General features: G+C 69.2%; 31 protein-coding genes and 1 pseudogene. 18 read left to right on the plus strand and 14 right to left on the minus strand.

Annotation, left to right across the window (positions count from 1 at the left end; genetic code table 11):
- Positions 1 to 210: pseudogene (locus ACRDSQ_RS03670) on the plus strand (hypothetical protein); the annotation flags it as partial.
- Here the strand turns inward: ACRDSQ_RS03670 and ACRDSQ_RS03675 are convergent.
- The 4 genes from ACRDSQ_RS03675 to ACRDSQ_RS03690 form a co-directional block, all read right to left on the minus strand.
- Complete coding sequence (locus ACRDSQ_RS03675) at positions 207 to 374, minus strand: DUF397 domain-containing protein (RefSeq protein WP_431418757.1); 168 nt, start codon at positions 372 to 374, stop codon at positions 207 to 209. The pseudogene ACRDSQ_RS03670 and the gene ACRDSQ_RS03675 sit on opposite strands and share 4 nt — an antisense overlap.
- A gap of 6 nt (positions 375 to 380) precedes the next feature.
- Entirely contained in the window at positions 381 to 1,184 is an 804-nt protein-coding gene (locus tag ACRDSQ_RS03680; protein WP_431418809.1) for a helix-turn-helix domain-containing protein, read from the minus strand.
- Between the two features lie 121 nt (positions 1,185 to 1,305).
- Positions 1,306 to 3,861, minus strand: a complete 2,556-nt coding sequence (locus ACRDSQ_RS03685; RefSeq protein ID WP_431418760.1) for a sensor domain-containing protein — start codon at positions 3,859 to 3,861, stop codon at positions 1,306 to 1,308.
- 63 nt (positions 3,862 to 3,924) lie between these two features.
- Entirely contained in the window at positions 3,925 to 5,124 is a 1,200-nt protein-coding gene (locus tag ACRDSQ_RS03690; protein WP_431418762.1) for an NAD(P)-dependent malic enzyme, read from the minus strand.
- A gap of 399 nt (positions 5,125 to 5,523) precedes the next feature.
- On the opposite strand from ACRDSQ_RS03690, the gene ACRDSQ_RS03695 reads away from it, so the two are divergent.
- A complete protein-coding gene (locus ACRDSQ_RS03695; protein ID WP_431418763.1) occupies positions 5,524 to 6,120 on the plus strand; it encodes a dTDP-4-dehydrorhamnose 3,5-epimerase family protein in 597 nt (198 codons plus the stop codon).
- Here ACRDSQ_RS03695 and ACRDSQ_RS03700 read toward each other — a convergent pair.
- Positions 6,099 to 6,425: a S26 family signal peptidase gene (locus ACRDSQ_RS03700; protein WP_431418766.1), complete on the minus strand. Its 327-nt coding sequence runs from the start codon at positions 6,423 to 6,425 to the stop codon at positions 6,099 to 6,101. The genes ACRDSQ_RS03695 and ACRDSQ_RS03700 overlap by 22 nt on opposite strands.
- An 83-nt stretch (positions 6,426 to 6,508) precedes the next feature.
- Between ACRDSQ_RS03700 and sodN the strand changes: the two genes are divergently transcribed.
- The gene (gene sodN, locus ACRDSQ_RS03705; RefSeq protein ID WP_091381659.1) at positions 6,509 to 6,916 is read left to right on the plus strand and encodes a superoxide dismutase, Ni; all 408 of its coding nucleotides are present in this window, start codon (positions 6,509 to 6,511) and stop codon (positions 6,914 to 6,916) included.
- A 69-nt stretch (positions 6,917 to 6,985) separates the two neighbouring features.
- Here sodN and ACRDSQ_RS03710 read toward each other — a convergent pair whose 3' ends face one another.
- Positions 6,986 to 7,141: a hypothetical protein gene (locus ACRDSQ_RS03710; RefSeq protein ID WP_431418767.1), complete on the minus strand. Its 156-nt coding sequence runs from the start codon at positions 7,139 to 7,141 to the stop codon at positions 6,986 to 6,988.
- 156 nt (positions 7,142 to 7,297) lie between these two features.
- Between ACRDSQ_RS03710 and ACRDSQ_RS03715 the strand changes: the two genes are divergently transcribed.
- From ACRDSQ_RS03715 to ACRDSQ_RS03725, 3 genes are all read left to right on the plus strand, one after another.
- Positions 7,298 to 8,014 carry a hypothetical protein gene (locus ACRDSQ_RS03715; protein WP_431418769.1) on the plus strand — a complete coding sequence of 239 codons (717 nt, stop codon included), beginning with the start codon at positions 7,298 to 7,300 and terminating at the stop codon, positions 8,012 to 8,014.
- Between the two features lie 310 nt (positions 8,015 to 8,324).
- Positions 8,325 to 9,011: a hypothetical protein gene (locus tag ACRDSQ_RS03720; protein WP_431418770.1), complete on the plus strand. Its 687-nt coding sequence runs from the start codon at positions 8,325 to 8,327 to the stop codon at positions 9,009 to 9,011.
- Between the two features lie 34 nt (positions 9,012 to 9,045).
- On the plus strand, positions 9,046 to 9,654 hold the full coding sequence (locus tag ACRDSQ_RS03725) for a nucleotidyltransferase family protein (RefSeq protein ID WP_431418772.1): 609 nt from the start codon (positions 9,046 to 9,048) through the stop codon (positions 9,652 to 9,654).
- Here the strand turns inward: ACRDSQ_RS03725 and ACRDSQ_RS03730 are convergent.
- Complete coding sequence (locus tag ACRDSQ_RS03730) at positions 9,629 to 10,096, minus strand: hotdog fold domain-containing protein (RefSeq protein WP_431418773.1); 468 nt, start codon at positions 10,094 to 10,096, stop codon at positions 9,629 to 9,631. The two genes, ACRDSQ_RS03725 and ACRDSQ_RS03730, sit on opposite strands and share 26 nt — an antisense overlap.
- Before the next feature lie 60 nt (positions 10,097 to 10,156).
- On the opposite strand from ACRDSQ_RS03730, the gene ACRDSQ_RS03735 reads away from it, so the two are divergent.
- The gene (locus ACRDSQ_RS03735) at positions 10,157 to 10,744 is read left to right on the plus strand and encodes an acid phosphatase (protein WP_431418775.1); all 588 of its coding nucleotides are present in this window, start codon (positions 10,157 to 10,159) and stop codon (positions 10,742 to 10,744) included.
- Between the two features lie 10 nt (positions 10,745 to 10,754).
- Positions 10,755 to 11,240, plus strand: coding sequence for an N-acetyltransferase family protein (locus tag ACRDSQ_RS03740; protein WP_431418777.1), 486 nt, complete (start codon positions 10,755 to 10,757; stop codon positions 11,238 to 11,240).
- Between the two features lie 114 nt (positions 11,241 to 11,354).
- Here ACRDSQ_RS03740 and ACRDSQ_RS03745 read toward each other — a convergent pair whose 3' ends face one another.
- Complete coding sequence (locus tag ACRDSQ_RS03745) at positions 11,355 to 11,759, minus strand: hypothetical protein (RefSeq protein ID WP_431418778.1); 405 nt, start codon at positions 11,757 to 11,759, stop codon at positions 11,355 to 11,357.
- Positions 11,760 to 12,060: 301 nt separating this feature from the next.
- Between ACRDSQ_RS03745 and ACRDSQ_RS03750 the strand changes: the two genes are divergently transcribed.
- Complete coding sequence (locus ACRDSQ_RS03750) at positions 12,061 to 12,993, plus strand: diacylglycerol/lipid kinase family protein (protein ID WP_431418779.1); 933 nt, start codon at positions 12,061 to 12,063, stop codon at positions 12,991 to 12,993.
- Between the two features lie 211 nt (positions 12,994 to 13,204).
- Entirely contained in the window at positions 13,205 to 13,459 is a 255-nt protein-coding gene (locus ACRDSQ_RS03755; protein WP_054051690.1) for a WhiB family transcriptional regulator, read from the plus strand.
- Between the two features lie 189 nt (positions 13,460 to 13,648).
- Here ACRDSQ_RS03755 and ACRDSQ_RS03760 read toward each other — a convergent pair whose 3' ends face one another.
- A complete protein-coding gene (locus ACRDSQ_RS03760) occupies positions 13,649 to 15,163 on the minus strand; it encodes a sensor histidine kinase (RefSeq protein ID WP_431418781.1) in 1,515 nt (504 codons plus the stop codon).
- Positions 15,164 to 15,211: 48 nt separating this feature from the next.
- Complete coding sequence (locus tag ACRDSQ_RS03765; protein ID WP_431418783.1) at positions 15,212 to 15,427, minus strand: biotin/lipoyl-binding carrier protein; 216 nt, start codon at positions 15,425 to 15,427, stop codon at positions 15,212 to 15,214.
- Between the two features lie 172 nt (positions 15,428 to 15,599).
- Between ACRDSQ_RS03765 and ACRDSQ_RS03770 the strand changes: the two genes are divergently transcribed.
- On the plus strand, positions 15,600 to 15,674 hold the full coding sequence (locus ACRDSQ_RS03770) for a 50S ribosomal protein bL37 (protein WP_096498094.1): 75 nt from the start codon (positions 15,600 to 15,602) through the stop codon (positions 15,672 to 15,674).
- A 64-nt stretch (positions 15,675 to 15,738) separates the two neighbouring features.
- Here the strand turns inward: ACRDSQ_RS03770 and rsrA are convergent, their stop codons facing one another.
- Positions 15,739 to 16,020: a mycothiol system anti-sigma-R factor gene (gene rsrA / locus ACRDSQ_RS03775; RefSeq protein ID WP_431418785.1), complete on the minus strand. Its 282-nt coding sequence runs from the start codon at positions 16,018 to 16,020 to the stop codon at positions 15,739 to 15,741.
- Positions 16,017 to 16,637, minus strand: coding sequence for a sigma-70 family RNA polymerase sigma factor (locus tag ACRDSQ_RS03780; protein WP_176926819.1), 621 nt, complete (start codon positions 16,635 to 16,637; stop codon positions 16,017 to 16,019). Before ACRDSQ_RS03780 ends, rsrA begins: the two co-directional genes overlap by 4 nt.
- A gap of 188 nt (positions 16,638 to 16,825) precedes the next feature.
- Here ACRDSQ_RS03780 and ybaK point away from each other — a divergent pair, with 188 nt between their 5' ends.
- From ybaK to ACRDSQ_RS03795, 3 genes are all read left to right on the plus strand, one after another.
- Positions 16,826 to 17,305: a Cys-tRNA(Pro) deacylase gene (ybaK, locus tag ACRDSQ_RS03785; protein ID WP_431418787.1), complete on the plus strand. Its 480-nt coding sequence runs from the start codon at positions 16,826 to 16,828 to the stop codon at positions 17,303 to 17,305.
- A gap of 193 nt (positions 17,306 to 17,498) precedes the next feature.
- The gene (locus ACRDSQ_RS03790) at positions 17,499 to 17,630 is read left to right on the plus strand and encodes a hypothetical protein (protein WP_431418789.1); all 132 of its coding nucleotides are present in this window, start codon (positions 17,499 to 17,501) and stop codon (positions 17,628 to 17,630) included.
- Between the two features lie 20 nt (positions 17,631 to 17,650).
- Entirely contained in the window at positions 17,651 to 18,154 is a 504-nt protein-coding gene (locus ACRDSQ_RS03795) for a polyketide cyclase (protein ID WP_431418790.1), read from the plus strand.
- Positions 18,155 to 18,182: 28 nt separating this feature from the next.
- Here the strand turns inward: ACRDSQ_RS03795 and ACRDSQ_RS03800 are convergent, their stop codons facing one another.
- Positions 18,183 to 18,797, minus strand: a complete 615-nt coding sequence (locus ACRDSQ_RS03800; RefSeq protein WP_431418791.1) for an alpha/beta hydrolase family protein — start codon at positions 18,795 to 18,797, stop codon at positions 18,183 to 18,185.
- On the minus strand, positions 18,794 to 19,567 hold the full coding sequence (locus tag ACRDSQ_RS03805) for an SOS response-associated peptidase (protein WP_431418812.1): 774 nt from the start codon (positions 19,565 to 19,567) through the stop codon (positions 18,794 to 18,796). Before ACRDSQ_RS03805 ends, ACRDSQ_RS03800 begins: the two co-directional genes overlap by 4 nt.
- A 100-nt stretch (positions 19,568 to 19,667) precedes the next feature.
- On the opposite strand from ACRDSQ_RS03805, the gene aroA reads away from it, so the two are divergent.
- From aroA to ACRDSQ_RS03825, 4 genes are all read left to right on the plus strand, one after another.
- Positions 19,668 to 20,936 (plus strand): 3-phosphoshikimate 1-carboxyvinyltransferase, encoded by a 1,269-nt coding sequence (aroA, locus tag ACRDSQ_RS03810; RefSeq protein WP_431418793.1) that lies wholly within the window; start codon positions 19,668 to 19,670, stop codon positions 20,934 to 20,936.
- 1 nt (position 20,937) lies between these two features.
- Positions 20,938 to 21,957: a ribosome small subunit-dependent GTPase A gene (rsgA, locus tag ACRDSQ_RS03815; RefSeq protein ID WP_431418794.1), complete on the plus strand. Its 1,020-nt coding sequence runs from the start codon at positions 20,938 to 20,940 to the stop codon at positions 21,955 to 21,957.
- Between the two features lie 13 nt (positions 21,958 to 21,970).
- Positions 21,971 to 22,837 (plus strand): PhzF family phenazine biosynthesis protein, encoded by an 867-nt coding sequence (locus tag ACRDSQ_RS03820; protein ID WP_431418796.1) that lies wholly within the window; start codon positions 21,971 to 21,973, stop codon positions 22,835 to 22,837.
- An 81-nt stretch (positions 22,838 to 22,918) separates the two neighbouring features.
- Entirely contained in the window at positions 22,919 to 23,743 is an 825-nt protein-coding gene (locus ACRDSQ_RS03825; protein ID WP_431418798.1) for a hypothetical protein, read from the plus strand.
- Positions 23,744 to 23,754: the final 11 nt, after the last annotated feature.

Genomic DNA, 23,754 nt, shown 5'->3' on the forward strand with positions numbered 1-23,754 from the left:
GGTGTGGCGTCGGCGCTGCTGGAACGTGTCCACGGCAAGCTGGGGAACGTGTGGCGGGAGGCGCTGATCCGGGAGAGCGGTTCGCTGACGAAGCGGGAAGCGCGGGAGAAGATCGCAGAACTGGCACCGGAAGCCGACCTCGCGTCCCGCCTGATCGACCTGCCCCGCCACCGCGTCGCGGCGATCCTCGCGGCGGCGCAGAACAGCTAGCAGTCAGCCAAGCGCTCCGGTGACCACGACGATGGCGGGAGAATCAGGCTGCCGCCATCGGGGTTCTTGGAGTCCCGCAGGCGAACATCGACCGAGTAGGCGACCTCGACACAGTTGGCCTCGTCCGGGTCACTGAAACTCGACTTCCGCCACTCAGCGTGCACCCTGTTTCAGCTCCGTTCGTAGTCGGCCACCATCCTCGTCAGGAAGTTCACCGTATCGGCGGCCCCCAACGCATGCCTCGCCAGCGTAGCCGTCACCCCTTGGAACTTGTCGATGTTGACGGAGGTGTGGAGAAAGCCGGACACGCCGTGGTTCTCGACGTAGACAATCGGCGGTTCCGACCTGAACCCGAACAACACGTAGGGACCCGGGTTCTTGTATCCGCCATGCTTGAACGGAATTACCTGGATAGTGATATGCGGCAAGGCCGCACGGCCGATCAGCCAGTGCAACTGCTGAACCATCACTTCCGGCCCACCGAATGATCTGCGCAGCACCGCCTCATCGATAATGGCCAAGTACGTCGGGCTGACTCTCTTGGTCAGGATTTTCTGCCGCTCCAATCGGGCGGCGATCCGTTCCTCGCGGCCCTGATCATCGGTCGTCGTCGCAAGGGCCATGATCGCTCGGACGTATGCCGGCGTCTGGAGCAGGCCAGGGATGTACGCGGGCGCGAACTCCGCGAGCGACTGGGCCTGTGCTTCGAAGCCGACCAACGGAGCTATCAGACGCGGGAGGCGATCACCCGTCTCCAGCCACTCCCGAGCATCCAGATTCTCCGCCAAATCGAGAATGCGGTCCCGATCGGCCCCAATCACCCCGTACAGCGCCAGGAGCCCGGCGATATCCCTGATCGGCGAGATCCGCTTGGCCGTCTCACTGCGATTCAGCGACGCCACGGACAGCCCCATCGCCTTTGCCGCCTCCCGGGTGGTCTTCCCAGCGAGCGCGCGAGCCGCCTTCAACTCCATCGCCAAGGCCCGTAGGCGGGCAGGCTGCCGGTTCCTGATCATTGCTTCATGAGACCCGGGTATCTCGACACCCGCAACATCCACGATCGGAGGAACGTTCTCACCCGTGGAAACAGTGCGGTCAGGCTCCGCTGGGGATGTGGACGGGACCCATCTTGAGGATTTCGCGGAAGTCCGTGGCGGGGAGGGGGCGCGAGAGGAGCCAGCCCTGGTAGGCGTCCACGCCCACACCCCGGAGCACGTGGAACTGGGTGGCGTTCTCGACGCCCTCGGCGACGCAGCTGCGGCCCATGGCGCGGGCCATGTCGACCAGGGCTCGGGCCACGGCGAAGTCGGACGCGTCCGTCGCCACGCCGGAGACGAAGCGGCGGTCGATCTTGATGATCTGGGCGGGCAGTTCCTTGAGCCGGGCCAGCGACGAGTAGCCGGTGCCGAAGTCGTCCACGGCGAACCGGACACCGCGTTCCACCAGTTCGGCCATGGCCTCACGGCTGCGGGACGGCAGGTCGATGAGGCTGGTCTCGACGAGTTCGAGCACCACCCGGTCCCAGGCGATGCCGGTGGCGGCGACGGTGGCGCAGACGACGTCGACGAACTCCGGGTCGCCGGGCACCAGACCCCCGAGGTTGACGGCGATGCCGACTCCCCCGCCGAGTGTGCTTCCGTTGATCTGCGGCCATTCCGCCGCCTCGGTCAGCGCCGCGCGCAGGACCCAGCGGTCGAGTTCGCCCAGCAGGTCGCCCTGTTCGGCGACCGGGAGGAACTCGCCGGGCAGCAGCAGGCCGCGTTCCGGGTGCGGCCAACGGACCAGGGCCTCGGCCGAGAGCACCGTGCCGTCCGGGCCGACCACCGGCTGGTAGTGCAGGACCAGCTGGTCATTGGCGATGGCCTCGCGCAGCTGGCCTTCGAGGAGCATCTGGCTGTTGGCGGACGCGATGAGGGCGTCGCTGGCCAGGGAGACCCGGCCGGTGCCCCGCGCCTTCGCGGCGAACATGGCGGCGTCGGCGTAGCGCAGCAGGTCGGCGCCGCTGGTGTCCAAGCCGGACGGGACAGCCGCGCCGATGCAGGCCGACACGCGAAGCAGCTGGCCGCGGACCGGGACCGCGGTGCGCAGCAGGCTCGCGGCGAGGTTGGCCAGCGCGTCGACACCGCCGACCTCCTCCACGTCGGAGCAGATGACGACGTACTCGTCGCCCGACATGCGGGCGACCGTGCAGCTCGGCGGCAGCCCCCGCTCCAGCCGCCGGGCCAACGCGGTGATCAGCTCGTCGCCGACGTCGTGGCCCAGGGAGTCGTTGACCCGCTTGAAGTTGTCGACGTCGCAGAACAGCAGCGCGATGCGTTCGTAGTCCCGGCCGCCGAGCAGCTTGGCGAGCAGTTCCTTGACCGCCGCGCGGCCCGGCAGGCCGGTCAGCTCGTCGTGGGTGGCCTGATAGCGCAGCCGTTCGGCGGCGCGCCTGCGGTCGGTGACATCGGCGAAGACGACCAGCCAGAACCGCTGCCCGTCGTCGGCGACCGAGACCGTGGCGTTGAGCTCGCAGTACACCGGCTTGCCGGTCGCGGTGGCCAGCACGCGCTGTCCACTGTGGAACGAGTGGGAGCCGCCGCGGGAGTTGGCGCGGTCGTCGGGATGGGTGAGTTGCTCGGCGGTCATCCCCCGCAGCTGGTCGAGGTCCATACCGAGCAGCGAGCAGAGGGAGTCGTTGGCGTCGACGAGCCGTTCCGCGTCGTCGAACAGGGCGATGCCGACCGGGGTGATCGCGACCAGGTCGGTGAACCGCTTGCTGGAGCGCTGCATCCGCGTTTCCGTGGAGCGCTGCTCGGTGACGTCCTGGGCGGTGCCGATCATCACGGCGTCGCCGCCGTCGGGCCCGGCCGCCTCACCCCGGATGCGGAACACCCGGCGCGTGCCGTCCGGTCGGATGACCCGGTGTTCGCACTCCACTGGCCGCTTGGTGGCGGCAAGTTCCTGCCACCGCTGGTCGACCCAGCCGCGGTCGTCGGGGTGGCAGAGCTCCAGATAATCCGCGTATGTGATCTTCGTCCCTGGCTCCACGCCCGCCAGTTCGTAGAGCATCGATGACCACAGACAGTCACCGGATTCGGTGTTCCACTCCCAGGTGCCGAGCCGGGCGACCCGCTGCGCCTCGCGGAAGAGCCTGCCGTCCTGGGTGAGCTGGCGCTCCAGCGTGCGGAACTTCGTGAAGTCCTGCACGGTGCCATGCACCTTCGACGGCTTGCCTACGGCGTCGCACTCCGTGCGGGCGCGCACCAGGTAGGTGCGCTCACCCGCGAGGTCGCGCACTTCCAGCTCGATGGGCTGGGCCGAGCGGTATCGGCACAGCCGCGAGCGGAAGCGCGCGACCGCGGGCTGGTCGTCGGGATGGACGAGGGCGAGCAGCTCATCGAGCGTCGCGCGCGGGGACAACCCGCACAACCTGCACAAACCATCGGACAGGTAGCCCAGACCGGAGGCCATGTCGAAGGTCCAACTGCCCAGCCGGGCTATCCGCTGGGCCTCCAGTAACAGGGTGCGTTCCGCGACCACGTCCGCGAGGACATCCGCGGCGCTCGATTCGCCCAGGCCAGGCGCGAGGATGCGACCGGTGTCGACGTCGAGTGCTCCCGCGGGCATCACGGCCCCGGGAACCCCGACGCGCACGACATGCTCGGCCACGGAGCGATCCCCTCCACCCTCGAGTAGGCGGGTGGGGCACCGCTGCCGAGCATCCCGCCGGCCTCAGGCTACCCCGTCCTCCTTCGCGGCCCTTGCCACCGCCGCCGCGACCTCGGGTGCGACGCGGGGGTCGAGCGCGCTCGGCACGATCTTGTCCACCGCCAGGTCCTCCTCGGCGACGGCCGCGATCGCGTCGGCCGCGGCCAGCTTCATCCGCTCGGTGATCCGACGCGCGCCGGAGTCCAGGGCGCCGCGGAAGATGCCGGGGAAGGCGAGGACGTTGTTGATCTGGTTCGGGAAGTCGCTGCGCCCGGTGGCCACGACCGCCGCGTACTTGCGGGCGATGTCGGGGTGGATCTCCGGGTCGGGGTTCGACAGCGCGAACACGATGGAGTCCTTGGCCATGGTCGCCACCAGGTCCTCGGGCACCGTGCCCGCCGACAGGCCGACGAAGACGTCGGCGCCTGCGAGCGCCTCGGCTTGGCCGCCGCGCCGGTCGTTGATGTTGGTGACCTTGGCCATCTGCTCTTTGATCGGGTTCAGGTGGTCGCGGCCCTCGTGGATGATGCCGCGCGAGTCGAGCAGCGTCACGTCGCCCGCGCCCGCGGCCAGCAGGATCTTCGCGCAGGCGATGCCCGCGGCGCCCGCGCCCGCGATGACGACCCGCTGGTTCGCGATGTCCTTGCTCAGGACCGTGTTCGCCCCGCGCAGCGCGGCGAGGAGCACGATCGCGGTGCCGTGCTGGTCGTCGTGCATGACCGGGCAGTCCAGGGCCTCGATGAGCCGCTCCTCGAGCTCGAAGCAGCGCGGCGCGGAGACGTCCTCGAGGTTGACCGCGCCGAAGGACGGGCGCAGCCGGACCAGGGTCTCGACGATCTCGTCGACGTTGGTGGTGTCGAGCACCAGCGGGATCGAGTCGAGTCCGCCGAAGGTCTTGAACAGGGCGGCCTTGCCCTCCATGACCGGCAGCGACGCGCTGGCGCCGATGTCGCCGAGGCCGAGCACCGCCGTGCCGTCGGAGACGACCACCACGAGGCGTGAGGCCCAGGTGTAGCGGGCCGCGAGCGAGGCGTCCTCGGCGATCGCGCGGCTCACCTTGGCCACCCCGGGGGTGTAGGCGATCGACAGCGACCTCGGGTCGGCCAGTGGCTTGGTGACCTCCACACCGAGCTTCCCGCCCTCATGGGCGCGGAAGATCTCCTCATCGGTGATCGGTTCTGAATCGCTCACGGCGGTCTTTCGGTAGTCGTTCACTGCGGTCATGAGTGGCGTCCTCCAGGATCTCGCGAAGTGCTCACGGGCACACGCGAGCGGATTGCCGGACGGAGCTCCGAGTCCGGACACGGGCTGGGTCTTCCAGTCACAACGGCGCGGTGGTTGCGTCGGTGGCAGACGGGACGGCGGAGCTGGTCGACGGCGGGGGTTCCGGTCGCTTGCCCGGGGTGTTGGGCGGGCGGCCGATGGACGCTGCGGTGCGCACAGTGTGACAGGACAAGTGTGACCTGTCTGCGGTCGGGATCACATCGAAGGCCGCCAAAGCCGCACGTCAGAAGCAGTTTCACCAAGACGTCCGTCCGTTTTGGTTTGTGACAGGGCCTATTCGGAGCGTTACACGTGGATAGTGCTCATTTTTCCGAGAGGTCGATCACTAGGCTCAATCCCATGCGGGCACGTGAGCTGAAGGTCATCGGCGCGGTCGAGTTCTCCCCCCGGACCTTTCCGGACAGTCGGGGCGTTTTCGTCTCGCCGTTCCAAGGGGACGGGTTCGCCGAAGCGGTCGGCCATCGGCTGACTGTCGCGCAGACCAACCACAGCCGCTCGCGGCGCGGCACGATCCGCGGGCTGCACTTCTCCGACGTCCCGCCGGGGCAGGCCAAGTACGTGTACTGCCCCCAGGGCGCGCTGATCGACTTCGTCGTCGACGTGCGGGTCGGCTCACCCACCTACGGCGTCTGGGACGCGGTGCGGCTCGACCCGGTCGACTTCCGCGCGGTGTACGTGCCGGAGGGCGTCGCGCACGGGTTCGTGTCGCTGGAGGACGACACGGTGCTGTCGTACCTGTGCTCGACCGGCTACAACCCAGGATCCGAACACGGCCTCAACCCCCTGGACCCGGAGCTGGCGCTGCCCTGGTCGGTCGACGACCCGACTCTCTCGGGGAAGGACGCCGCCGCCCCGACTCTTGCCGAGGCCGCCGAAGCCGGGCTGCTGCCGACGTACGACGCCTGCCTGGCGCGCTACGCGGACCTGCGGGGCTGAATCCGGCCCGGTTTGGGCCACAACCGCCAGCGGACGACTGCGTGCACCTTGGCCGGCCCCAGGTGGCGGGAGTCGGTCGACGCCTCGGCGAAGTCGCCCTCGACGTGCCAGAGGTAGCCGGCGGGCCGGATGGCGCGCTTGACCGAGAGCTGCCCGGGTCTACTCGGCCAGGTCACCAGCACGACGTCACCCGGCCTGGGCGTCCCGCACGTCGCCAGGACGACGTCACCACCGGCGAGCGCGGGCGCCATGGACGCGCCCCGCACGGTCACCCGCCGGACCGGCATTCGACTTTCGAGAGTCAACGATCACCTCCACCTGCCCGCCCATCGTGCCCGGAGTAGGGTCGATTTCGTCGGAGCACCCCCCGTTTGCCCATGGAGGAACAATGCGACTGTTGTCGCGCTTTCTCGCGCCTCGCCTGGAGGCCACAGCCCACTGTGACCTTCCGTGTGGCGTGTACGACCCGGCCCAGGCCCGCATCGAAGCCGAGTCGGTGAAGGCGGTCCAGCAGAAGTACCAGGACAACGAGGACCCCGAGTTCCGCACGCGCGCGGTCCTGATCGCCGAGCAGCGCAGCGAACTCGTCAAGCACCACCTGTGGGTCCTGTGGACGGACTACTTCAAGCCGCCGCACTTCGAGAAGTACCCGGAACTGCACGACCTGTTCAACCGCGCCACCAAGGCCGCGGGCGCGGGCGGCACCAAGGGTTCGATGGACCCGGCCACCGGCCAGGCCCTGCTCGACCTGATCGGCGAGATCGACAAGATCTTCTGGGAGACCAAGAAGGCCTGACGCCCTAGGTGCGTAAAACGGCGCTGACCAGCGAGAACATCTCGCCGGTCAGCGCCGTTTCGGGTTGGCCTACGCCGGTAGGGCGTTCATCCGACGCTGCTCGACGATCGCGGCGGCGAAGACGTCCTGCAATATCCGCGCGGTGTCCGCGGAGGGAAGACGGGCGGTTTCGCCGGGTGGGACGGAGACCCCGATGTTCCCTTCCGCGTCGAGATAGACCGACATCTCACGATGCCGTCCAGCCGCGTCGATACACGGCACGGTTCTAATCCACGGGTGCGAGCTGATCGCGACCACCTCCTGGTGCAGGTGCGAAGGTTCGCACACGGGTGTTCCGGCGCGGGCAGGGCCCGCCGTCCCGGTCAGGGTCAGCTCCGGGTCGTGGCCAGGGTCTTACCTGATGATCTTGCCTCAGCCGCCGGACAGGCTTGGCGGCATGAAGACATCACGCGTGATCGCCCTGTTCGCCGCTTCCGCCGCCGTGGTCGGCCTCGCCGCCGCGCCGGCAGCCGCCACACCCCCGAGTTCTCCTTCGCCGACTGCCCCACCGTCCTGCCGACCGGCGCCGACCCGGCCAAGTGGCGCTGCGAGGAGATGGCGGCCACCGGCACCGTCCAGTTCGGCACGCTGCCCACGCTCGACTTACCGATGCTGCGGATGACCTTCGCCGAGGGCACCCTCGACGGCCGCTTCGCCCAAACCTTCGGCGCGCTGCGGGCGGAGCCGGTGCGGATCCCGCGCAGCCACATGTCCCTGCGATTCCAGTACGGCGGGTTCTCGGACTTCCAGTCGAACGACCAGCGCATGGGCGAGGTGCACCTGAAGCTGGCGGTCGAGGGCTTCGGGGTGCCGTCCACTTGCACGATCGGCACGGACGCGGAGCCGATCCGGTTCGTGGTGAAGCGGCAGACGCCGACCGAGGTGGTCTCGACGAACCCGCTCGTGGTGCGGTTCAGCATCGCCGACACGTCGTTCACGGTGCCTCGGTCAAGTGGGTGTGGGCCGTTCAGCCGGATGATCGACCAGCGGCTCGGCCTGCCGTCGGCTGAGGGAAACTCCCTGGTGCTGCACAACCGGGTGGGGATCCGCGGGTACTGACGAGCTGTCTACCCGATTTGACAGTAGCGCGTCTAATCCAGTAGACGTATGCTGTGGTCAACAAACGGTTGCGACCCAGCGCAATGCTGAGCCTGGTACGCAAGCGAGCTCGCGGACACAACCTCCGGGTCGCGGAACTGGCAGGCAGAGGAAAGGGCTCGCACACGCTGTATCTAATCTTGGACGCGCGGGATGAGGAGGTCGGCCGATTCGCGATGACCGGACACTCACGTGAGATGTCGTGGACCGTCATGAACAGCATCGAGCAAACCCTGACACCGTTGTTCGGCGAAAAGTGGACGGAGGATCGATGAGCGATCTCCCGGTCTATCCGGTGACCGTCACCCGCGAGGACGGCCTGTGGGTGGCGGTTGTCGACGGCCTTCCCGGTGGAGCGACTGACGTCGACCGTTTCGATGAACTCCACGACGCTGTACTGGACCTGATCTCGACGCTGACAGACCTTGACCCCGGCGAGTTCTGGATCCAATGGCGGTTCCTGCAGGGCAGTTACCAGTTGTTCGAGATGCTCCGAGATCTGCACCAATGGGAAAAGCAGGCTGACTTCGCGGTATCGAGCCGCGACGCGGCCCGCAGGCAACTCGCCGGCGAGTTGCGTGGCGCGGGACTGAGCCTGCGCGAGATCGCCGATGTCATTGGCACCTCGCATCAGCGGATCGCGCAGATCCTCGACAAGGCACCTGCCAAGGACATCCTCGATCCCCGGTTGTCCGACCTGGTCGCGCAAGCGGGCGACCAGGCGCCTGCCCGACTGGCGGACACGGTCGCACAACTCACCAGGCTCACCGACACCTCCGAACCGACATCCGTCGAATTCGACTATCCGCGCCCGCTTCTGGGCGCCTTCGTCTTCTACCTTGACGCGGCGCTCCATGTCGCGCCGGGGCCACGGCATGACCTGTTCACCACGACCGCGTCGTTTCTCGATGATGTCGCCGAGGATCCGGCATTGCGCCACGTTCCCCACTCGGCCTGATGACAGAGTCGAGAACGACCTGTTAGACAGCGCCGTGCGCATCGGACAACTGCCTCTCGACGAACAACTGGCGGCCCTGCGCGCGGCGCTGTCGCGCAACGAGGTCCTGATGGACGTGCTCGACCGGGCGGCTCGCCTCGACCTGCCCGGTTGGTATGTCACCGCGGGTGCGGTGTTCCAGACGGTGTGGAACACCGTCACGGACCGCCCGGCCACCGCCGGGATCGAGGACTACGACCTGTTCTACTTCGACGCCGCCGACCTGTCCTGGGAGGCGGAGGACCAGGTCATCCACCGTGCGGTCCCGGTGTTCGACGGGGTTCCCGTCGAGATTCGCAACGAGGCCCGGGTGCACCTCTGGTACGAAGCCAAATTCGGCGTCGTGTGCGCGCCGCACACGAGCACCGAGGACGCGATCGACTCCTCCGCGGCCACGACGTGCTGTGTCGGAATCCGGCTGGAAGGCACCCGGTGGCGGGTGTACGCGCCGCACGGGCTCGCGGATGTGTTCAACCTGGTCATCCGGCCCAATCCCGTGCTCGCGCCGCGCGAGGTCTACGAGGCCAAGACCCGCCGTTGGCAGCAAGAGTGGCCCGATCTCACCGTCCTGCCCTGGCCTACTTCGGCGACACCCGGATCGTGATCGTGGCCGCCACGACCTCCTTGCCCTCGGTGTCCATGATCGACACCGGCACCGGGAGGTCGAACGGCTCCGCCCCGAACGCCGGGATCTCGGGGAGTTCGGCGACCGCGCGCAGACTGGTGTTTGCCTTCGCCGTGTACGCCACCGTCATGCCCTTCGGAATCCACCGGTGGCTGGTCGGCACGGTGGCCTCGGCCAGCATGCCCATCGCGCACTCGGCGAGGTTGCAGGCGGCGATGGCGTGGAAGGTGTGGATGTGGTTGTGGACGCCCCACCACTTCGGCGACCGGACCTCGCAGCGACCCGGGCGCATGTCGACGACCGTCGGCAGGATGGTGCCGAAGTACGGCACGCGCATGGACATCGCCACGGAGAAGAGGCGGTTGCCCAGGGGACGCTCGGCGAGCTTGCGCCACATCGCGTAGGTCTTCGTCGAAGTCATGAGAATTAAGCTACTCGCCAGTAGGTTTTGTGGCAAGCGTGAGCATTTAGGATTCAGGTCATGCATGAGCCGGCGGTCTACCTGCTTCGACACGGCGCCACCGAGTGGTCGGAGAACGGTCGACACACCGGCCGGACGGACATCGACCTGACCGGCGATGGCGAGGCGGGTGCCCGGCGCGCGGGCGCGTTGCTGGCCGCTCTTCGCGGTGACCGACCCGCGCTGGTGCTGTCCAGCCCCCGTGTTCGGGCGACCAGGACCGCCGAACTCGCGGGCCTCACCGTCGATGAGACCACCGAGGACCTTGCCGAGTGGGACTACGGCGACTACGAGGGCCTCACCACTCCCCAGATCCGCGAGACCGTGCCCGGCTGGACGGTCTGGACCCACCCCTGCCCGAACGGCGAGACCGCCGACGCCGTGGGCGAACGCGCCACGAAGGTCGTTCACCGGATCCGCGAGGCCTTGTCCGACCGTGACGTCGTCCTGATCGGCCACGGGCACTTCGGCCGCGTCCTGGTGTCCACCTGGATCGGACAGCCCGCGACCTTCGGTGTCCACTTCGGACTCGAAGCGGCCGGGCTCAGCATCCTCGGCGACGAACGCGGCGTGCCGCAGGTCCGTCGGCTCAACGTCCCCGCCCGGTAAGGAGAACCCGTTGTCAGACCCCAGGATCCGCCGTGTCACTGAGTCCGATGTGGGCGCCGTGGTGGGACTCGTGCACGAACTGGCCGACTACGAGCGCGCGCCCGACGAGTGCCACCTCACCGCCGGGCAGCTCCACACCGCGCTGTTCGGCGAGGCGCCCGCGCTGTTCGGGCACGTGGCCGAAGTGGACGGCGAGGTCGTCGGCTGCGCCCTGTGGTTCCTGAACTTCTCGACCTGGCGCGGCGTGCACGGCATCTACCTCGAAGACCTCTACGTCAGCCCGGCACAGCGCGGGTCCGGCCTGGGCAAGGCGCTGCTCGTGGAGTTGGCCGCCGAGTGCGCCAAGCGCGGCCTGGAGCGGCTGGAGTGGTCGGTGCTCGACTGGAACGAGCCCGCCATCGGCTTCTACAAGTCGATCGGCGCCGTGCCGATGGACGAGTGGACCGTCTACCGGCTCACCGACGACGCGCTCAAGGACCTCGCCGCGCAGGCCTGAATTCGCTGTATACCCACTTCTACCTGGGAATTCTCCGCGTTCAAGCCACGACACGGTGCCAGAACGGCCAGATTCGCTCCCAGTCGGCCGCAACGGCCTCGCGCACGCGCATGCTCAGCTCTGGGCCTCTTCGTCGCCCTGGGCCCACTCAGAGGACCGGTTGTGGAACAGCAGCACCAGCGTTCCGATCACGAACAACCCAAACGGGACACCGAACTCCGGGCGGCCGGACGGGCCGAAGACGTACCAGGCGACGCCCAAAAGCAGCAGCTGCACGACGATCGCGGGGCCGCGCGCCCAGTGCTTGCCCAGCAGCAGACCGATGCCCACCGCGAGGACACCCCCCGCGAGCACGGTGAAGTACGCGGCCTCGCCGTAGATGTTGCTGCCCGGCGTGGAGGCGCCGCCCGCCGCGTGGATCAGCAGGATGACGGCGAAGATGAGACCTGTGAGCCCCTGCAGGCCGACCAGCAGGCCCGCGCCGAGGATGGTCCGAGGGGCGTCGGAAGCGATTCGCACAGCGGCCTTTCAGGGACGTTATTTAGCGCACGATGACGGTGCGTGCACACCGCCGATCGTATGCCACCCGGACGGCCGTCGTGCTTTGTCGTACCCAGGGTGGATGATCACGGGTGTCAGTTCCTCGCGGATCGACGAGCAGACGGTCGTCTGGGTGCACTCGTTGAAACCGAGGCCGAGCGGGAGCGTTGCGGAAGGGGCTCGAACTCGATCACGGGAGACCCGAAGGGATGACGTCGCGCTCACCCGAATGGGGTGGGCGATGGCGGGATGGGTGCGCATGCTGCCTTACCCTGCGGTAATGCGCGCAGTCCTTGTGGTGAACCCGCAGGCCACGGCGACCACGCCGGCAGGCCGTGATGTGCTCGCGCACGCGCTGGCCAGCCAGGTGAAGCTCGACGTCGTCGAGACCGACTACCGCGGCCACGCGATGGCCGCGGCCGCGCAGGCGGCCGTCGACAACGTCGACCTGGTCGTGGCGCACGGCGGCGACGGCACGGTCAACGAGGTCGTCAACGGGCTGCTCGCGGCCGGAGGGGCCGCTGAGACACGTCCAATGCTCGGGGTCGTGCCAGGAGGTTCGGCGAACGTCTTCGCGCGCGCCTTGGGACTGCCGCGCCACCCCGTCGAGGCAACGCACCTCTTGCTGCGCGCCCTCGAGGAAGGCCGCGGCCGCCGGGTCGGGCTCGGGTCCGTCGACATCGGGGCCGGGCAGAGCCGCTGGTTCACCTTCAGCGCGGGCATGGGCTGGGACGCCGACGTGGTCGCCGACGTCGACCGCAAGCGCGGGAAGAAAGCCAGTCCCGCGCTCTACGCGCGCGTGGCGGCCGCCCGGTACGTCCGCCCCGGCCACAGCAGGCCCGACCTGACCATCGAGATCCCCGGCGAGGAACCCATCGAGGGCCTGCGGCTGGCGTTCGTGTCCAACACCGACCCGTGGACCTACATGGGCACGCGGCCGATCCACCTCAACCACGGCTGCTCGTTCGAGACCGGCCTGGGTCTGTTCGCGCTGCGGACCATGCGGATGCCCACCGTGCTGCGCCACATCGGCCAGGCGTTCAGCCCGAACGGCGAGACCAAGGGCAAGAACCTGGTCCGCCGCGACGACGTCCCGAAGATCGTCGTGAGCGCCGCCGAACCGGTGCGGCTGCAGTGTGACGGAGACCTCATCGGTGCCCGGACAAGGGTCGAATTCACCTCCGTTCCGGGGGCGCTCAAGGTCGCGATCTGATCTATCGGTCCAGACCAGCCGGGCATGAGACCAAATCGTTGCTCTCTGGAGCGATAGCGCGCTGACGTCGATCTTTCGGGTGAGTTCACTCACCGGCCGTCGATGAACCCTTGACATCCGGCTGGTTCGTGAAAGCATTCACAAGCACCCCGACGACCGGATGACGACTAGTGGCGCGCTATCTGCGCGCCCGAGCGAGGAGCAAGTAGAAATGGACTGGCGCCACCGCGCGGCCTGCCGTGACGAGGACCCCGAGCTGTTCTTCCCCGTGGGAACAAGCGGCCCGGCGATCCTGCAGGTCTCCGAGGCGAAGGCCGTTTGCCACCGCTGCCCCGTCGCTTCCAACTGCCTGTCCTGGGCACTCGAGAGCGGCCAGGATGCGGGCGTTTGGGGCGGAATGAGCGAGGACGAGCGTCGCGCGCTGAAGCGCCGCAACGCACGGACCCGGGCACGTAGCAACGCCTGAGCTTCCCGCAACACCGAAAGGCCCTCAACCCCCATTGCGCAGGGTTGAGGGCCTTTCGTATGCAATTGCTCGCTATCGCCAAGCAATTCACGCGAATAGGGATGCAGCCCGGCGCACAAGACCGCAGCGGCTCAGCGGTGACGATGCGCCAATGGTCAAGTCACGCTCGGTCGATAGGACGCGAATCCGCTAGCGGCGCTGGGAGAGCGGGACACGCAGGACCGCTTCGGTGCCGTTGGGATCGCGGCGGCGCAGGGACAGGGTGCCGCGGAGTTCGGACTCGACCAGGGTGCGGACGATCTGCAGGCCCAAGCCGTTCTGCCGTTCCAGCGAGAACCCGCTCGGCAGGCCCCGGCCGTCGTCGGCGACGACGACGTCGAGCCAGCGCGAGGAACGCTCCGCCGCCACGACCACCTCGCCGGAGTGACCGGCCGGGTAGGCGTGCTCGACGGCGTTCTGGACCAGCTCGGTGAGGACCATCACCAGCGGCGTCGCGACCTCCGCGGCGACCACCCCGAACTGGCCGGTCTTGCGGACCTTCACGTGGCTCTCGGCCACCGCGACATCGCCGACGACCGGGATCACCTTGTCCACCAACGCATCCAGATCGACGCGCTCATCCACTGAGGTGGACAGGGTCTCGTGGACCATGGCGATCGCGGCGACCCTGCGCACCGACTCGGCGAGGGCTTCCTTCGCCTCCGGGCTGTTCGTGCGGCGGGACTGCAGGCGCAGCAGCGCGGCCACCGTCTGCAGGTTGTTCTTCACCCGGTGGTGGATCTCGCGGATCGTCGCGTCCTTGGACAGGAGCGCGCGGTCGCGGCGGCGGACCTCGGTGACGTCGCGGCACAGGACCAGCGCGCCCGCCGACGTGCCGCGGGGCCGCAAGGGCAGCGCACGGAACAGCACCGCGGCGCCGCGTCGGGACTCCGCCTCCGCGCGCATGCTGGTCTGGCCGTCGAGGGCGAGCAGGATGCGCTGGGCGATCTCGGTGGCGTCGAACGGGTCGGCGATGAGCGACCTGGTCAGCGGGGCGAGGCGGACGCCGACGAGGTCGGCGGCGTGGCCCATGCGGTGGTACGCCGAGAGCGCGTTGGGGCTGGCGAAGACCACCGCGCCCGCCGGGTCGAGCCGGATGAGGCCGTCGCCGACGCGGGGGCTGGTGTGGACGTCCGGGGACGGCTCGGCCGTCGGGAACGAGCCGTCGGTGACCATCTGGCACAGGTCGCCCGCGATGCCCAGGTACGCGATCTCCAAGGCGCTCGGGACACGCGGCACGGCCAGGTTGGTCTCGCGGGACAGCACGGCAACGATCTCGCCGCCGAACGACACCGGGATGACCTCGCGGCGGACCGGGACACCGAGGTGCCAGCGCGGGTCCTCTTCGCGGCAGATCCGGCGCTCGGCGATCGCGCGGCGCAGCTGCGGGTGTTCGACCGCGGTCGTGTGGCTGGCGACGATGTCGTCCGGGTGCGCGGTGGGGGCCGTGGTGGGGCGGGCCTGCGCGACGCAGAGGAAACGCTCATCGGCGTCCGGCGGCAGCGGCTTGCCGTCGTCGCCCTCGGTCTGGGCGACCCAGAGCAGGAAATCGGCGAAAGACAGGTCCGAGAGCAGCTGCCACTCCGCGACGACGGTCTGCAGGTGGTCGATCGCGCCGACGGAGAGGCCTGTGTGGTCGGCGAGAAGATCAGCCAGAGTGGACACTGTGCTCCGGATTACTCGCTGAAAGCGCTGGTCAGGCCAGCGCTGGGGCTATTCGACGACGGCGATCAGGTCGTGTTCCTGGACGACGTCGCCTTCCTTGACGGCGAGCTTGGTCAGCGTGCCGTCCTCCTCGGTCAGCACCGGGATCTCCATCTTCATGGACTCCAGGATCACCACCGTGTCACCCGCGACCATGGTCTGCCCCTCGTGGGCGACGACCTTCAGCACGTTGGCGACGATCTCGGCCTCGATCTGCTGGCCCATCGACCGTTCCTCCTCAAGCGAGTTCTGCTCGCCACAATCCAACCACGTATCGGCCCTGGCGAACGCGACAACGAGGACGTGGCAAAATTGTCGGCGAAGGTGTGCCGTCCGAGCGCCATCGGTGTGCTAGGCGGCCCACGCTCATGCTCAGCCCTACGTAGGAGGAACTCCGATGTCGAAGCGCGCCCGCAAGCGTCGTGACCGTAAGAAGGGTGGCGCGAACCACGGCAAGCGCCCCAACGCCTGAGCATCCGCTCACGTACGACAGAGGCCCCGGCAGCAACTGCCGGGGCCTCCGTCGTGCACAAAGACTATTCCTTGAGGTTCACTCCACCGTGTTTGATCACGGTCTGCCGGATGGACGCGCGAAGGCGCTCCTTGAACTCGTCCGGGGCGTGGTCGCCGCCGCACTTGCGGGCCAGCAGGATCTTCAGGTGCTCCTCGATGCCGTACTGCTCCAGGCATGGGCTGCACTCATTGAGGTGGCGCTCCAGGACGGCGCGGCGGTTCACGTCGCACTCCTGGTCGAGGAACAGCCAGACCTCGTTGAGGACGTCCGAGCAGTCGGTCTCGTGGTGATTGCCGCAGCTCATTTCCCCGTCACCTCTCGCGACGCCGAGCGCATGAACCCACGTTCCTTCGCGACATCGGCCAACAGGTCGCGCAGCAGCCGCCTGCCGCGGTGCAGCCGCGACATGACGGTGCCGATGGGGGTACCCATGATCTCGGCGATCTCCTTGTACGCGAAGCCTTCCACGTCCGCCAGGTACACCGCGAGGCGGAACTCCTCAGGCAGTTCCTGCAGGGCCTGCTTGACGTCGTCGTCGGGCAGCAGGTCCATCGCCTCGACCTCCGCGGAGCGCAACCCGCTGGAAGTGTGGTTCTCGGCCTTGGCGAGCTGCCAGTCGGTGATCTCGTCGGTCGGCGACTGCAGCGGCTGCCGCTGACGCTTGCGGTAGCCGTTGATGTAGGTGTTGGTCAGGATCCGGTACAGCCAGGCCTTGAGGTTGGTGCCCGCGGAGAAGGACTCGAACGCGGAGAAGGCCTTGAGGTACGTCTCCTGGACCAGGTCCTCGGCGTCGGCCGGGTTGCGCGTCATGCGCAGGGCGGCCGAGTAGAGTTGGTCGATCATGGGCATGGCGTCGCGCTCAAACCGCTCGGCTCGCTGGGCGGAGGTCTCGACCGCAGTGGTCGCTTCGGTGCGCGGCACCGTGCTCCCTTCGATCGTCGGATGCGCATACGGCTTCGATGAGCTTACGCGGCCAACGCCCGGGCGGCTGTGGCCCGAGACACGCGCGGGGCGTGAGCTAGGACGCTTCGGTTCATGGATCAGCTCGGTCAGCACACCCCGGACAACACACGTGCACGCCCGCGCATTCCCGGATCTAGGGTGTTCCCGTGGCTGGACGAGGGACACCTGCGACTTCACTGTTGGTGAAGCGATCGATCACACATCGCTTGCACTCCTACGAGCACGACCCGCGTTCCTCTTATGGGCTGGAAGCAGCTTCCGCCCTGGGTGTTTCGCCCGATCGGGTGTTCAAGACGCTGTTGGCCGAGGTCGACGGGGTGTTGACGGTGGGGGTGGTGCCGGTGGTGCACCAACTCGACCTCAAGGCGTTGGCCGCGGCGGTCGGTGGCAAGCGGGCGAAGATGGCGGACGTTGCGCTGGCCGAGCGGACTACCGGGTATGTGGCGGGCGGGATCTCGCCGCTTGGGCAACGGAAGCGGCTGGCGACGGTGCTCGACCAGAGCGCTTTGGGGTTGGAGACGATGTTTTGTTCAGGTGGGCGGCGGGGGCTGGAGATCGAGGTCGCGCCGTCCGATCTGGTGGCCTTGCTGTCGGCTCGGGTGGCTCCGATCGCGGCTCTGACCTGACCTGAGCGGGTCTCGTCGCCGGTGCCGCGTCGCGGTTGCGGGCGGCTCTGTCAGTCCAGGGGCGGCGGACGCGGTCGCCTCGGCCGGGGTCGGCCGAAACTTTTTCGCGGTGGTGTCGATTCGCGTCGAGGCTGTTCGTCGTCAAAGTGAGAGGCCGGCAACGGGTCGGTCGCCACTCACCGGAGGGCCCACGATGACCATCACCGCCGACGCCGTCACCACGACCACCGCTGCTCCCGCGAAGCCGCTGATCACCGGCGGCCTGACCGCCACGGCCGTCGCCGCGGTCGTGATCCCGGCCATCGCCCGCCGCCTGGCCGCCTGACCCGTCGAAGGAGTTTCGCCATGACCGACCAGCCCACGGTGGACGCGGAGAACGTGAGCGCCACCCTGACCTTCGCCGTGTCCGCCGCGAGTGTGTTCGCGGTGTTGGCGGACCCGGCGACCCACTCCGCGATCGACGGCACCGGCTGGGTTCAGGAACCCATCGACCGGGCGGCGCTGACCGAGGTGGGGCAGGTCTTCCGGATGGGCATGCACCACGCCAACCATCCGGACGGCAACTACCAGGTGGTCAACATGGTTGAGGTGGTCGACCCGCCGCGCGCCATCGGCTGGCTGACTGGGTATGAGACGGCCGAGGGCAACCTGGAGTTCGGCGGGTGGTTCTGGCGTTACGACCTGGTGCCGCTCGGCCCGTCCGAGACAGCGGCCACGCTCACCTATGACTGGTCGGCGGTGCCGCGGTCCATCCGCGATCGCATCCAATTTCCGCCGTTCGGCCCTGAGCACCTCACCAACTCGCTGCACCACCTGGCCGCGCTCGTCGCACCGACGTCCCTGCCCTGAACGTTTGGCGGTGCTCGATCAGGGTGGCTCAGTCCAGGGGGCGGAGGATGCGGTCGAGCCACTCTTCCACCGTGCGCGAGATCCTCGGCAATTCCTTCTTCAGGCTGTGGTCGCCCGGCATGAGCACGACGTCGCGGTGGTGGGCTTCGACGGGTCGGCCGAACGGGTCGGACTCACCTTGCACAACGAGGGTGGGGACGGGGACAGCGTCCAGTTCGGGTTGACGCGTCTTGTCCGGCTTGCCCGGTGGGTGCACCGGGAAGGCCAGGCAGACGACCGCCACGGCCTGCCCCTCCTGCGCGGTGCGGCAGGCGACCCTGGCTCCTGAGGAGCGGCCGCCGAACACCAAGGGCAGGCCGTCGAACCAGAGGGCGGACAGGTGGTCGGCCACGGCCAGCCAGGCTGTGTCCAGTTGCCCGGCCGGGGCGGGAGCACGACGGCCTGCCACCCGGTAGGGCTGTTCGACGAGGGCGACGTGGACGCCCGCGGCGGTGGCGCCTCGGGTGGCGGCCACCAGGTCCGGGGCGCCGATTCCGCCGCCCGCGCCATGCCCCAACAGCAGGCCGGCGCGACCACCCTCCGGTGCGCAGTGCAGTTCGGCCCTGGCCAGGCCGTGTGGGGTTTCGATCTCGGCGCGGGTCATCGTGGGTGCTCGGTGGTGCTGAAGAGGTCGAGTTCGTCCAGTTCCTGGGCTTCCTCGTAGGGTGCCAAGAGCTCGGCCCCCTTATTCCGCACGCTGTTGACCGCCGTCGACACCGGGCGCATCTCCATGGTGGCGATGAAGTCCTCCGACGGGGGCGCGAGGAGCGCCGACACGTCCGCGGAGTCCGGGTCCAGCCACCGCTCCCAGGCGGCGCGCTCCAGCACCAGGGGCATCCGGTCGTGGACCTCGGCGGGCTTGCCGACTGCGTCCGTGGTCAGCACCGAGCAGGTGATGAGCAGCGGCGCGTCCGGCTTGGACTCGTCGCGCCACGTCGTCCACAGGCCTGCCATCGCCAGACTCGACCCATCGGTGGGGGCTGTGTAGAAGGGCTGCTTGATCTTGCCCTCGCGGCGCCACTCGTACCAGCCGCTCGCCGGGATGATGCAGCGGCGCGCGGCCAGGGACTTCTTGAACGCCGGCTTCGTGGCCGCGCTCTCCGAGCGGGCGTTGATCATGCGCGCGGCGCCGGAGGCGTCCTTGGACCACGGCGGGACCAGACCCCACCGCATGACCCGCAGGGTGCGTTCGGTCCGGCTCGGGTCGACCGTGCCCTTGTCGTCGCGCGGGTGGCGCTGCACCACCGTGATGACCGGGTCGGTCGGGGCGACGTTGTAGTCGACGGCGGGCGCGTCCGACCCCAGGACGTCCAACGCGTCGAACTCGGCCGCCAGGGTCGCCGGGTCCTTCGTCGCCGCGTACCTGCCACACAAAGTGCCCACCTCCAGCATGGAATGTCCGAATCGTGGCACGCCCGACCGACAGTGGCGAGCCGGTATCCACAGCCCGGCCCAGGTGCGGGAGGATTGCCGCATGCCGCAGCCCTGGTCAGCCCCGGTCGCGACCGCCCCCGTCCGCTCCACCCTGGCGGTGCCCGGCTCCAAGTCGATCACCAACCGCGCCATCGTCCTGGCCGCCCTCAGCGGCGGCGCGAGCACCCTCACGGGCGCCCTGCAGGGTCGGGACGCGGACCTGATGATCGACGCCCTACGCGCGCTCGGCGTCCCGATAGCCGTCGACGGCACGACGGTCACCGTGGGCGCGCACGGCGGCTTCCGCGGCCCCGCGACCATCGACTGCGGCCTGGCCGGCACGGTCATGCGCTTCGTCCCGCCCGCCGCCGTGCTGGCCGACGGCGAGATCCGGTTCGACGGCGACCCGCGCGCCCGCGAGCGGCCGATGGGCACGGTGCTCGACGCCCTGCGGGCCGTCGGGGCCACGGTGGACGGCGACGCCCTCCCGTTCACGCTGGCCGGGACCGGCGCCATCGCGGGCGGCACGGTCACCATCGACGCCTCGGCGTCCTCGCAGTTCGTTTCCGGTCTGCTGCTGTCGGGCGCGCGATACGACAAGGGGCTCACCGTGCACCACGACGGCAAGCCGGTCCCGTCGATGCCGCACATCGAGATGACGATCGACATGCTGCGTCAGGCGGGCGTGACCGTCGACGACTCCGAGCCGAACACCTGGCGGGTCGAGCCCGGGCCGATCGCCGCGCGGGACTGGGTGATCGAGCCCGACCTCTCCAACGCGACCCCCTTCCTTGCCGCCGCCGCCGTCACGGGCGGCGAGGTCACGATCACCGGTTGGCCCGCGCGCACGACCCAGCCCGGCGACGAGATCCGCGCGATCCTCCAGGCGATGGGCGCCGAGGTGACCCTTGCTGATGGCGCGCTGACCGTGCGCGGCCCGGCCACCCTCACTGGCGTGGACATAGACCTGCGCGACGTCGGCGAGCTGACACCGACCGTCGCCGCGCTCGCGGCGCTGGCCGAGGGCCCCTCGCGGCTGCGCGGCATCGCGCACCTGCGCGGCCACGAGACCGACCGGCTCGCCGCGCTGACCGCCGAGATCACCGGCCTGGGCGGCGACGCGGAGGAGACCGACGACGGGCTGGTCATCCGCCCGGTCCCGCTGCACGGCGGCCCTTGGCGGGCCTACGCCGACCACCGGATGGCGACCGCGGGCGCGATCATCGGCCTGGTCGTGGACGGTGTGTCCGTCGACGACATCGGCACCACCGCGAAGACCATGCCCGACTTCCCCGAACTCTGGACCCGGATGCTCACGGGAGCCAACTGACGTGGGCGGCAGGCGCGGCGACTGGAGCAAGCTCGACGAGACCGATGTCCGCGTGCGCCCGGGCAAGAGCACCCGGCCGCGCAGCAAGCGGCGCCCGGAGCACGCCGACGCGGTCACCGCGATGGTCGTCGGCAAGGACCGCGGCCGCTGGACCTGCGCGGTCGACCGCGACCCCGACCACCTGGTGATCGCGATGCGCGCACGCGAACTGGGCCGCACGTCGGTCGTGGTCGGCGACGCGGTCGACCTGGTCGGCGACACCTCGGGCAAACCGGACACCCTGGCCCGGATCGTGCGGGTGTCCGAGCGGGCCAGCGTGCTGCGCCGCACCGCCGACGACACCGACCCCTTCGAGCGGGTGGTCGTCGCCAACGCGGAGCAACTGCTGATCGTGTGCGCGCTCGCCGACCCGCCCCCGCGTACCGGGTTCATCGACCGCTGCCTGGTCGCGGCCTTCTCCGGCGGCCTCAAGCCGGTCCTGTGCCTGACCAAGGCCGACCTGGCCGACCCGGCGGAGCTGTTGGCCGCCTACGCCGAACTCGACCTGCCGGTGGTCATCAGCAGGCACGACGAGGACCCGCTCGACATCCACGACCGGCTCCACAACCGGGTCTCCGCGCTGGTCGGACACTCCGGCGTGGGCAAGTCGACGCTGGTCAACCGGCTGGTCCCGAACGCGGCCAGGGCGATCGGCGTGGTCAGCGCGGTCGGCAAGGGCAGGCACACCTCGACGACGGCGGTGGCGCTGCCGCTGCCCGACGGCGGCTGGGTGGTCGACACCCCCGGCATCCGCTCGTTCGGCCTGGCCCACGTCGAGCCCAACGACATCGTGGCGGCCTTCGAGGAGTTCGTCGCACCCGCCGAGGAGTGCCCGTCGGGCTGCGGACACCTGGGCGGCGCGGAGGACCCGGACTGCGTCCTCGACTCGGTCGTGGAGGCGGGTGAGGCCAGTGTCGGCAGACTCACCAGCCTGCGCAGACTGCTCGCTTCAAAAGCAGGCGCGGACGAACACCCCGCCTGACAAAATCCAGGACATGCAGATCGAGCGGTACACCGCGTTCAGCGCCGACCCACAGGGCGGCAACCCGGCGGGCGTCGTGCTCGACGCGACAGGTGTCGGCGACGCGGAGATGCTGGCCGCCGCGGCCCGGGTCGGCTACTCGGAGACCGCGTTCCTGATCCCGCGCGGACCCGGTGAGCTGGATGTGCGCTATTTCAGCCCACTCGCCGAGGTGCCGTTCTGCGGGCACGCCACCATCGCGGCCGCCGTCGCCCACACGCACACCAACGGCCCCGGCACCTTCCGGCTCAGCACGAAGGCCGGGCCGGTCGAGGTGTCGACCGAGATCCACGACGGCCAGGTGACCGCGACGCTCGTCAGCGTCGAGCCGCGCTCCGTCGAGATCGCCGATGACGACCTCGAAGCCTTGCTCGCCGCGCTGCGCTGGGACGCCGCCGACCTGGATCCGGCGCTGCCGGTCCGCGTCGCCTACGCGGGCGCCTGGCATCCGGTCATCGCCGCGGCCACCCGCGCGCGGCTGGCCGACCTCGACTATGACTTCGACCTCCTCGCCGGGCTGATGGCGGCCCGCGACTGGACGACGATCGAGCTGGTCTGGCGCGAGTCCGGCACCGTCTTCCACGCGCGCGACCCGTTCCCGCCCGGCGGCGTGGTGGAGGACCCGGTCACCGGGGCCGCGGCGGCCGCTCTCGGCGGATACCTGCGTGAACTCCGTCTCGTCGAGCCGCCCGCCACGCTGACCGTGCACCAAGGCGAGGACATGGGCAGGCCCGGGGTGATCACCCTTGGCGTGCCGGTGACCGGCGGAATCTCGGTTTCCGGACCGCGGTCCCGATTCCCGACCCCGGCTGACCGGTGCGGTCAGGGCTGGATACCGTAGAACCACTGGGGTCGCAACCGACCGGACGCGCCGAACGTCCTAGGTGACGACCGAGTCGATCTCTGAGGGGACACCCACGTTATGCGCAAGAAGACCCTGTTGGTGTGCGGCGCGGCCCTGGCCGCCCTCACCCTGACCGCGTGCAACTCCGGCAGCACCCCGACCACGGGCGCGTCGGGTGCGAGCACGACAACCGAGGCCAAGCCGACCAAGTCGGGCTTCGACAGCCTCAAGGCGCTCAGCGACGCGGTCACCGAGAAGAGCGACGGCGCGAAGAGCGCGCACGTCACCTTCAAGGGCGAGGCGGGCGGCCAGAAGCTCGCCGGCGAGGGTGACTTCAACTTCGCGGGCGAGAAGACCGCGATGCAGATGACCATGGGCACGCCCGAGGGCGAGATCACGATCCGCTTCCTCGACAACGTGATCTACGTGAAGATGCCGCAGCCGCTGCAGCCGGGCAAGGCGTGGCTGAAGGTCGACCTCGCCGACAAGAGCAACCCGATGGCCAAGGCCATGGGCGGGTCGCTCGACTCGATGAAGAACACCGACCCGCGCCAGACGCTCAAGCAGCTGGCCGAGGCGGGCGAGATCAAGTCGGTGGAGGAAGTGGAGCTCGACGGCAAGTCGACCACCCACTACAAGATCCTCGTCGACACCAGCAAGCTCAAGGGCAGCGGGCTGGGCATGGACGAGCAGTCGATCGCCGCGATGGAGAAGGCGGGCATCAAGGAGATGCCGATGGAGGTCTGGATCGACGAGGACAACCTCCCGGTCCGCTTCGTCACCGAGATCCCGGGCGCCTCGGGCATGGGCGGCAAGGTCCAGGCCGACTACAGCGACTGGGGCAAGGGCGTCACGGTCGAGGCTCCCCCGGCGGCCGAGATCGCGGAAATGCCCGGTAGCTGACCGGATAACGC

The sequence above is a fragment of the Actinokineospora sp. genome, from assembly GCF_050699995.1.
In the GTDB taxonomy this organism is placed as follows: Bacteria; Actinomycetota; Actinomycetes; order Mycobacteriales; family Pseudonocardiaceae; genus Actinokineospora.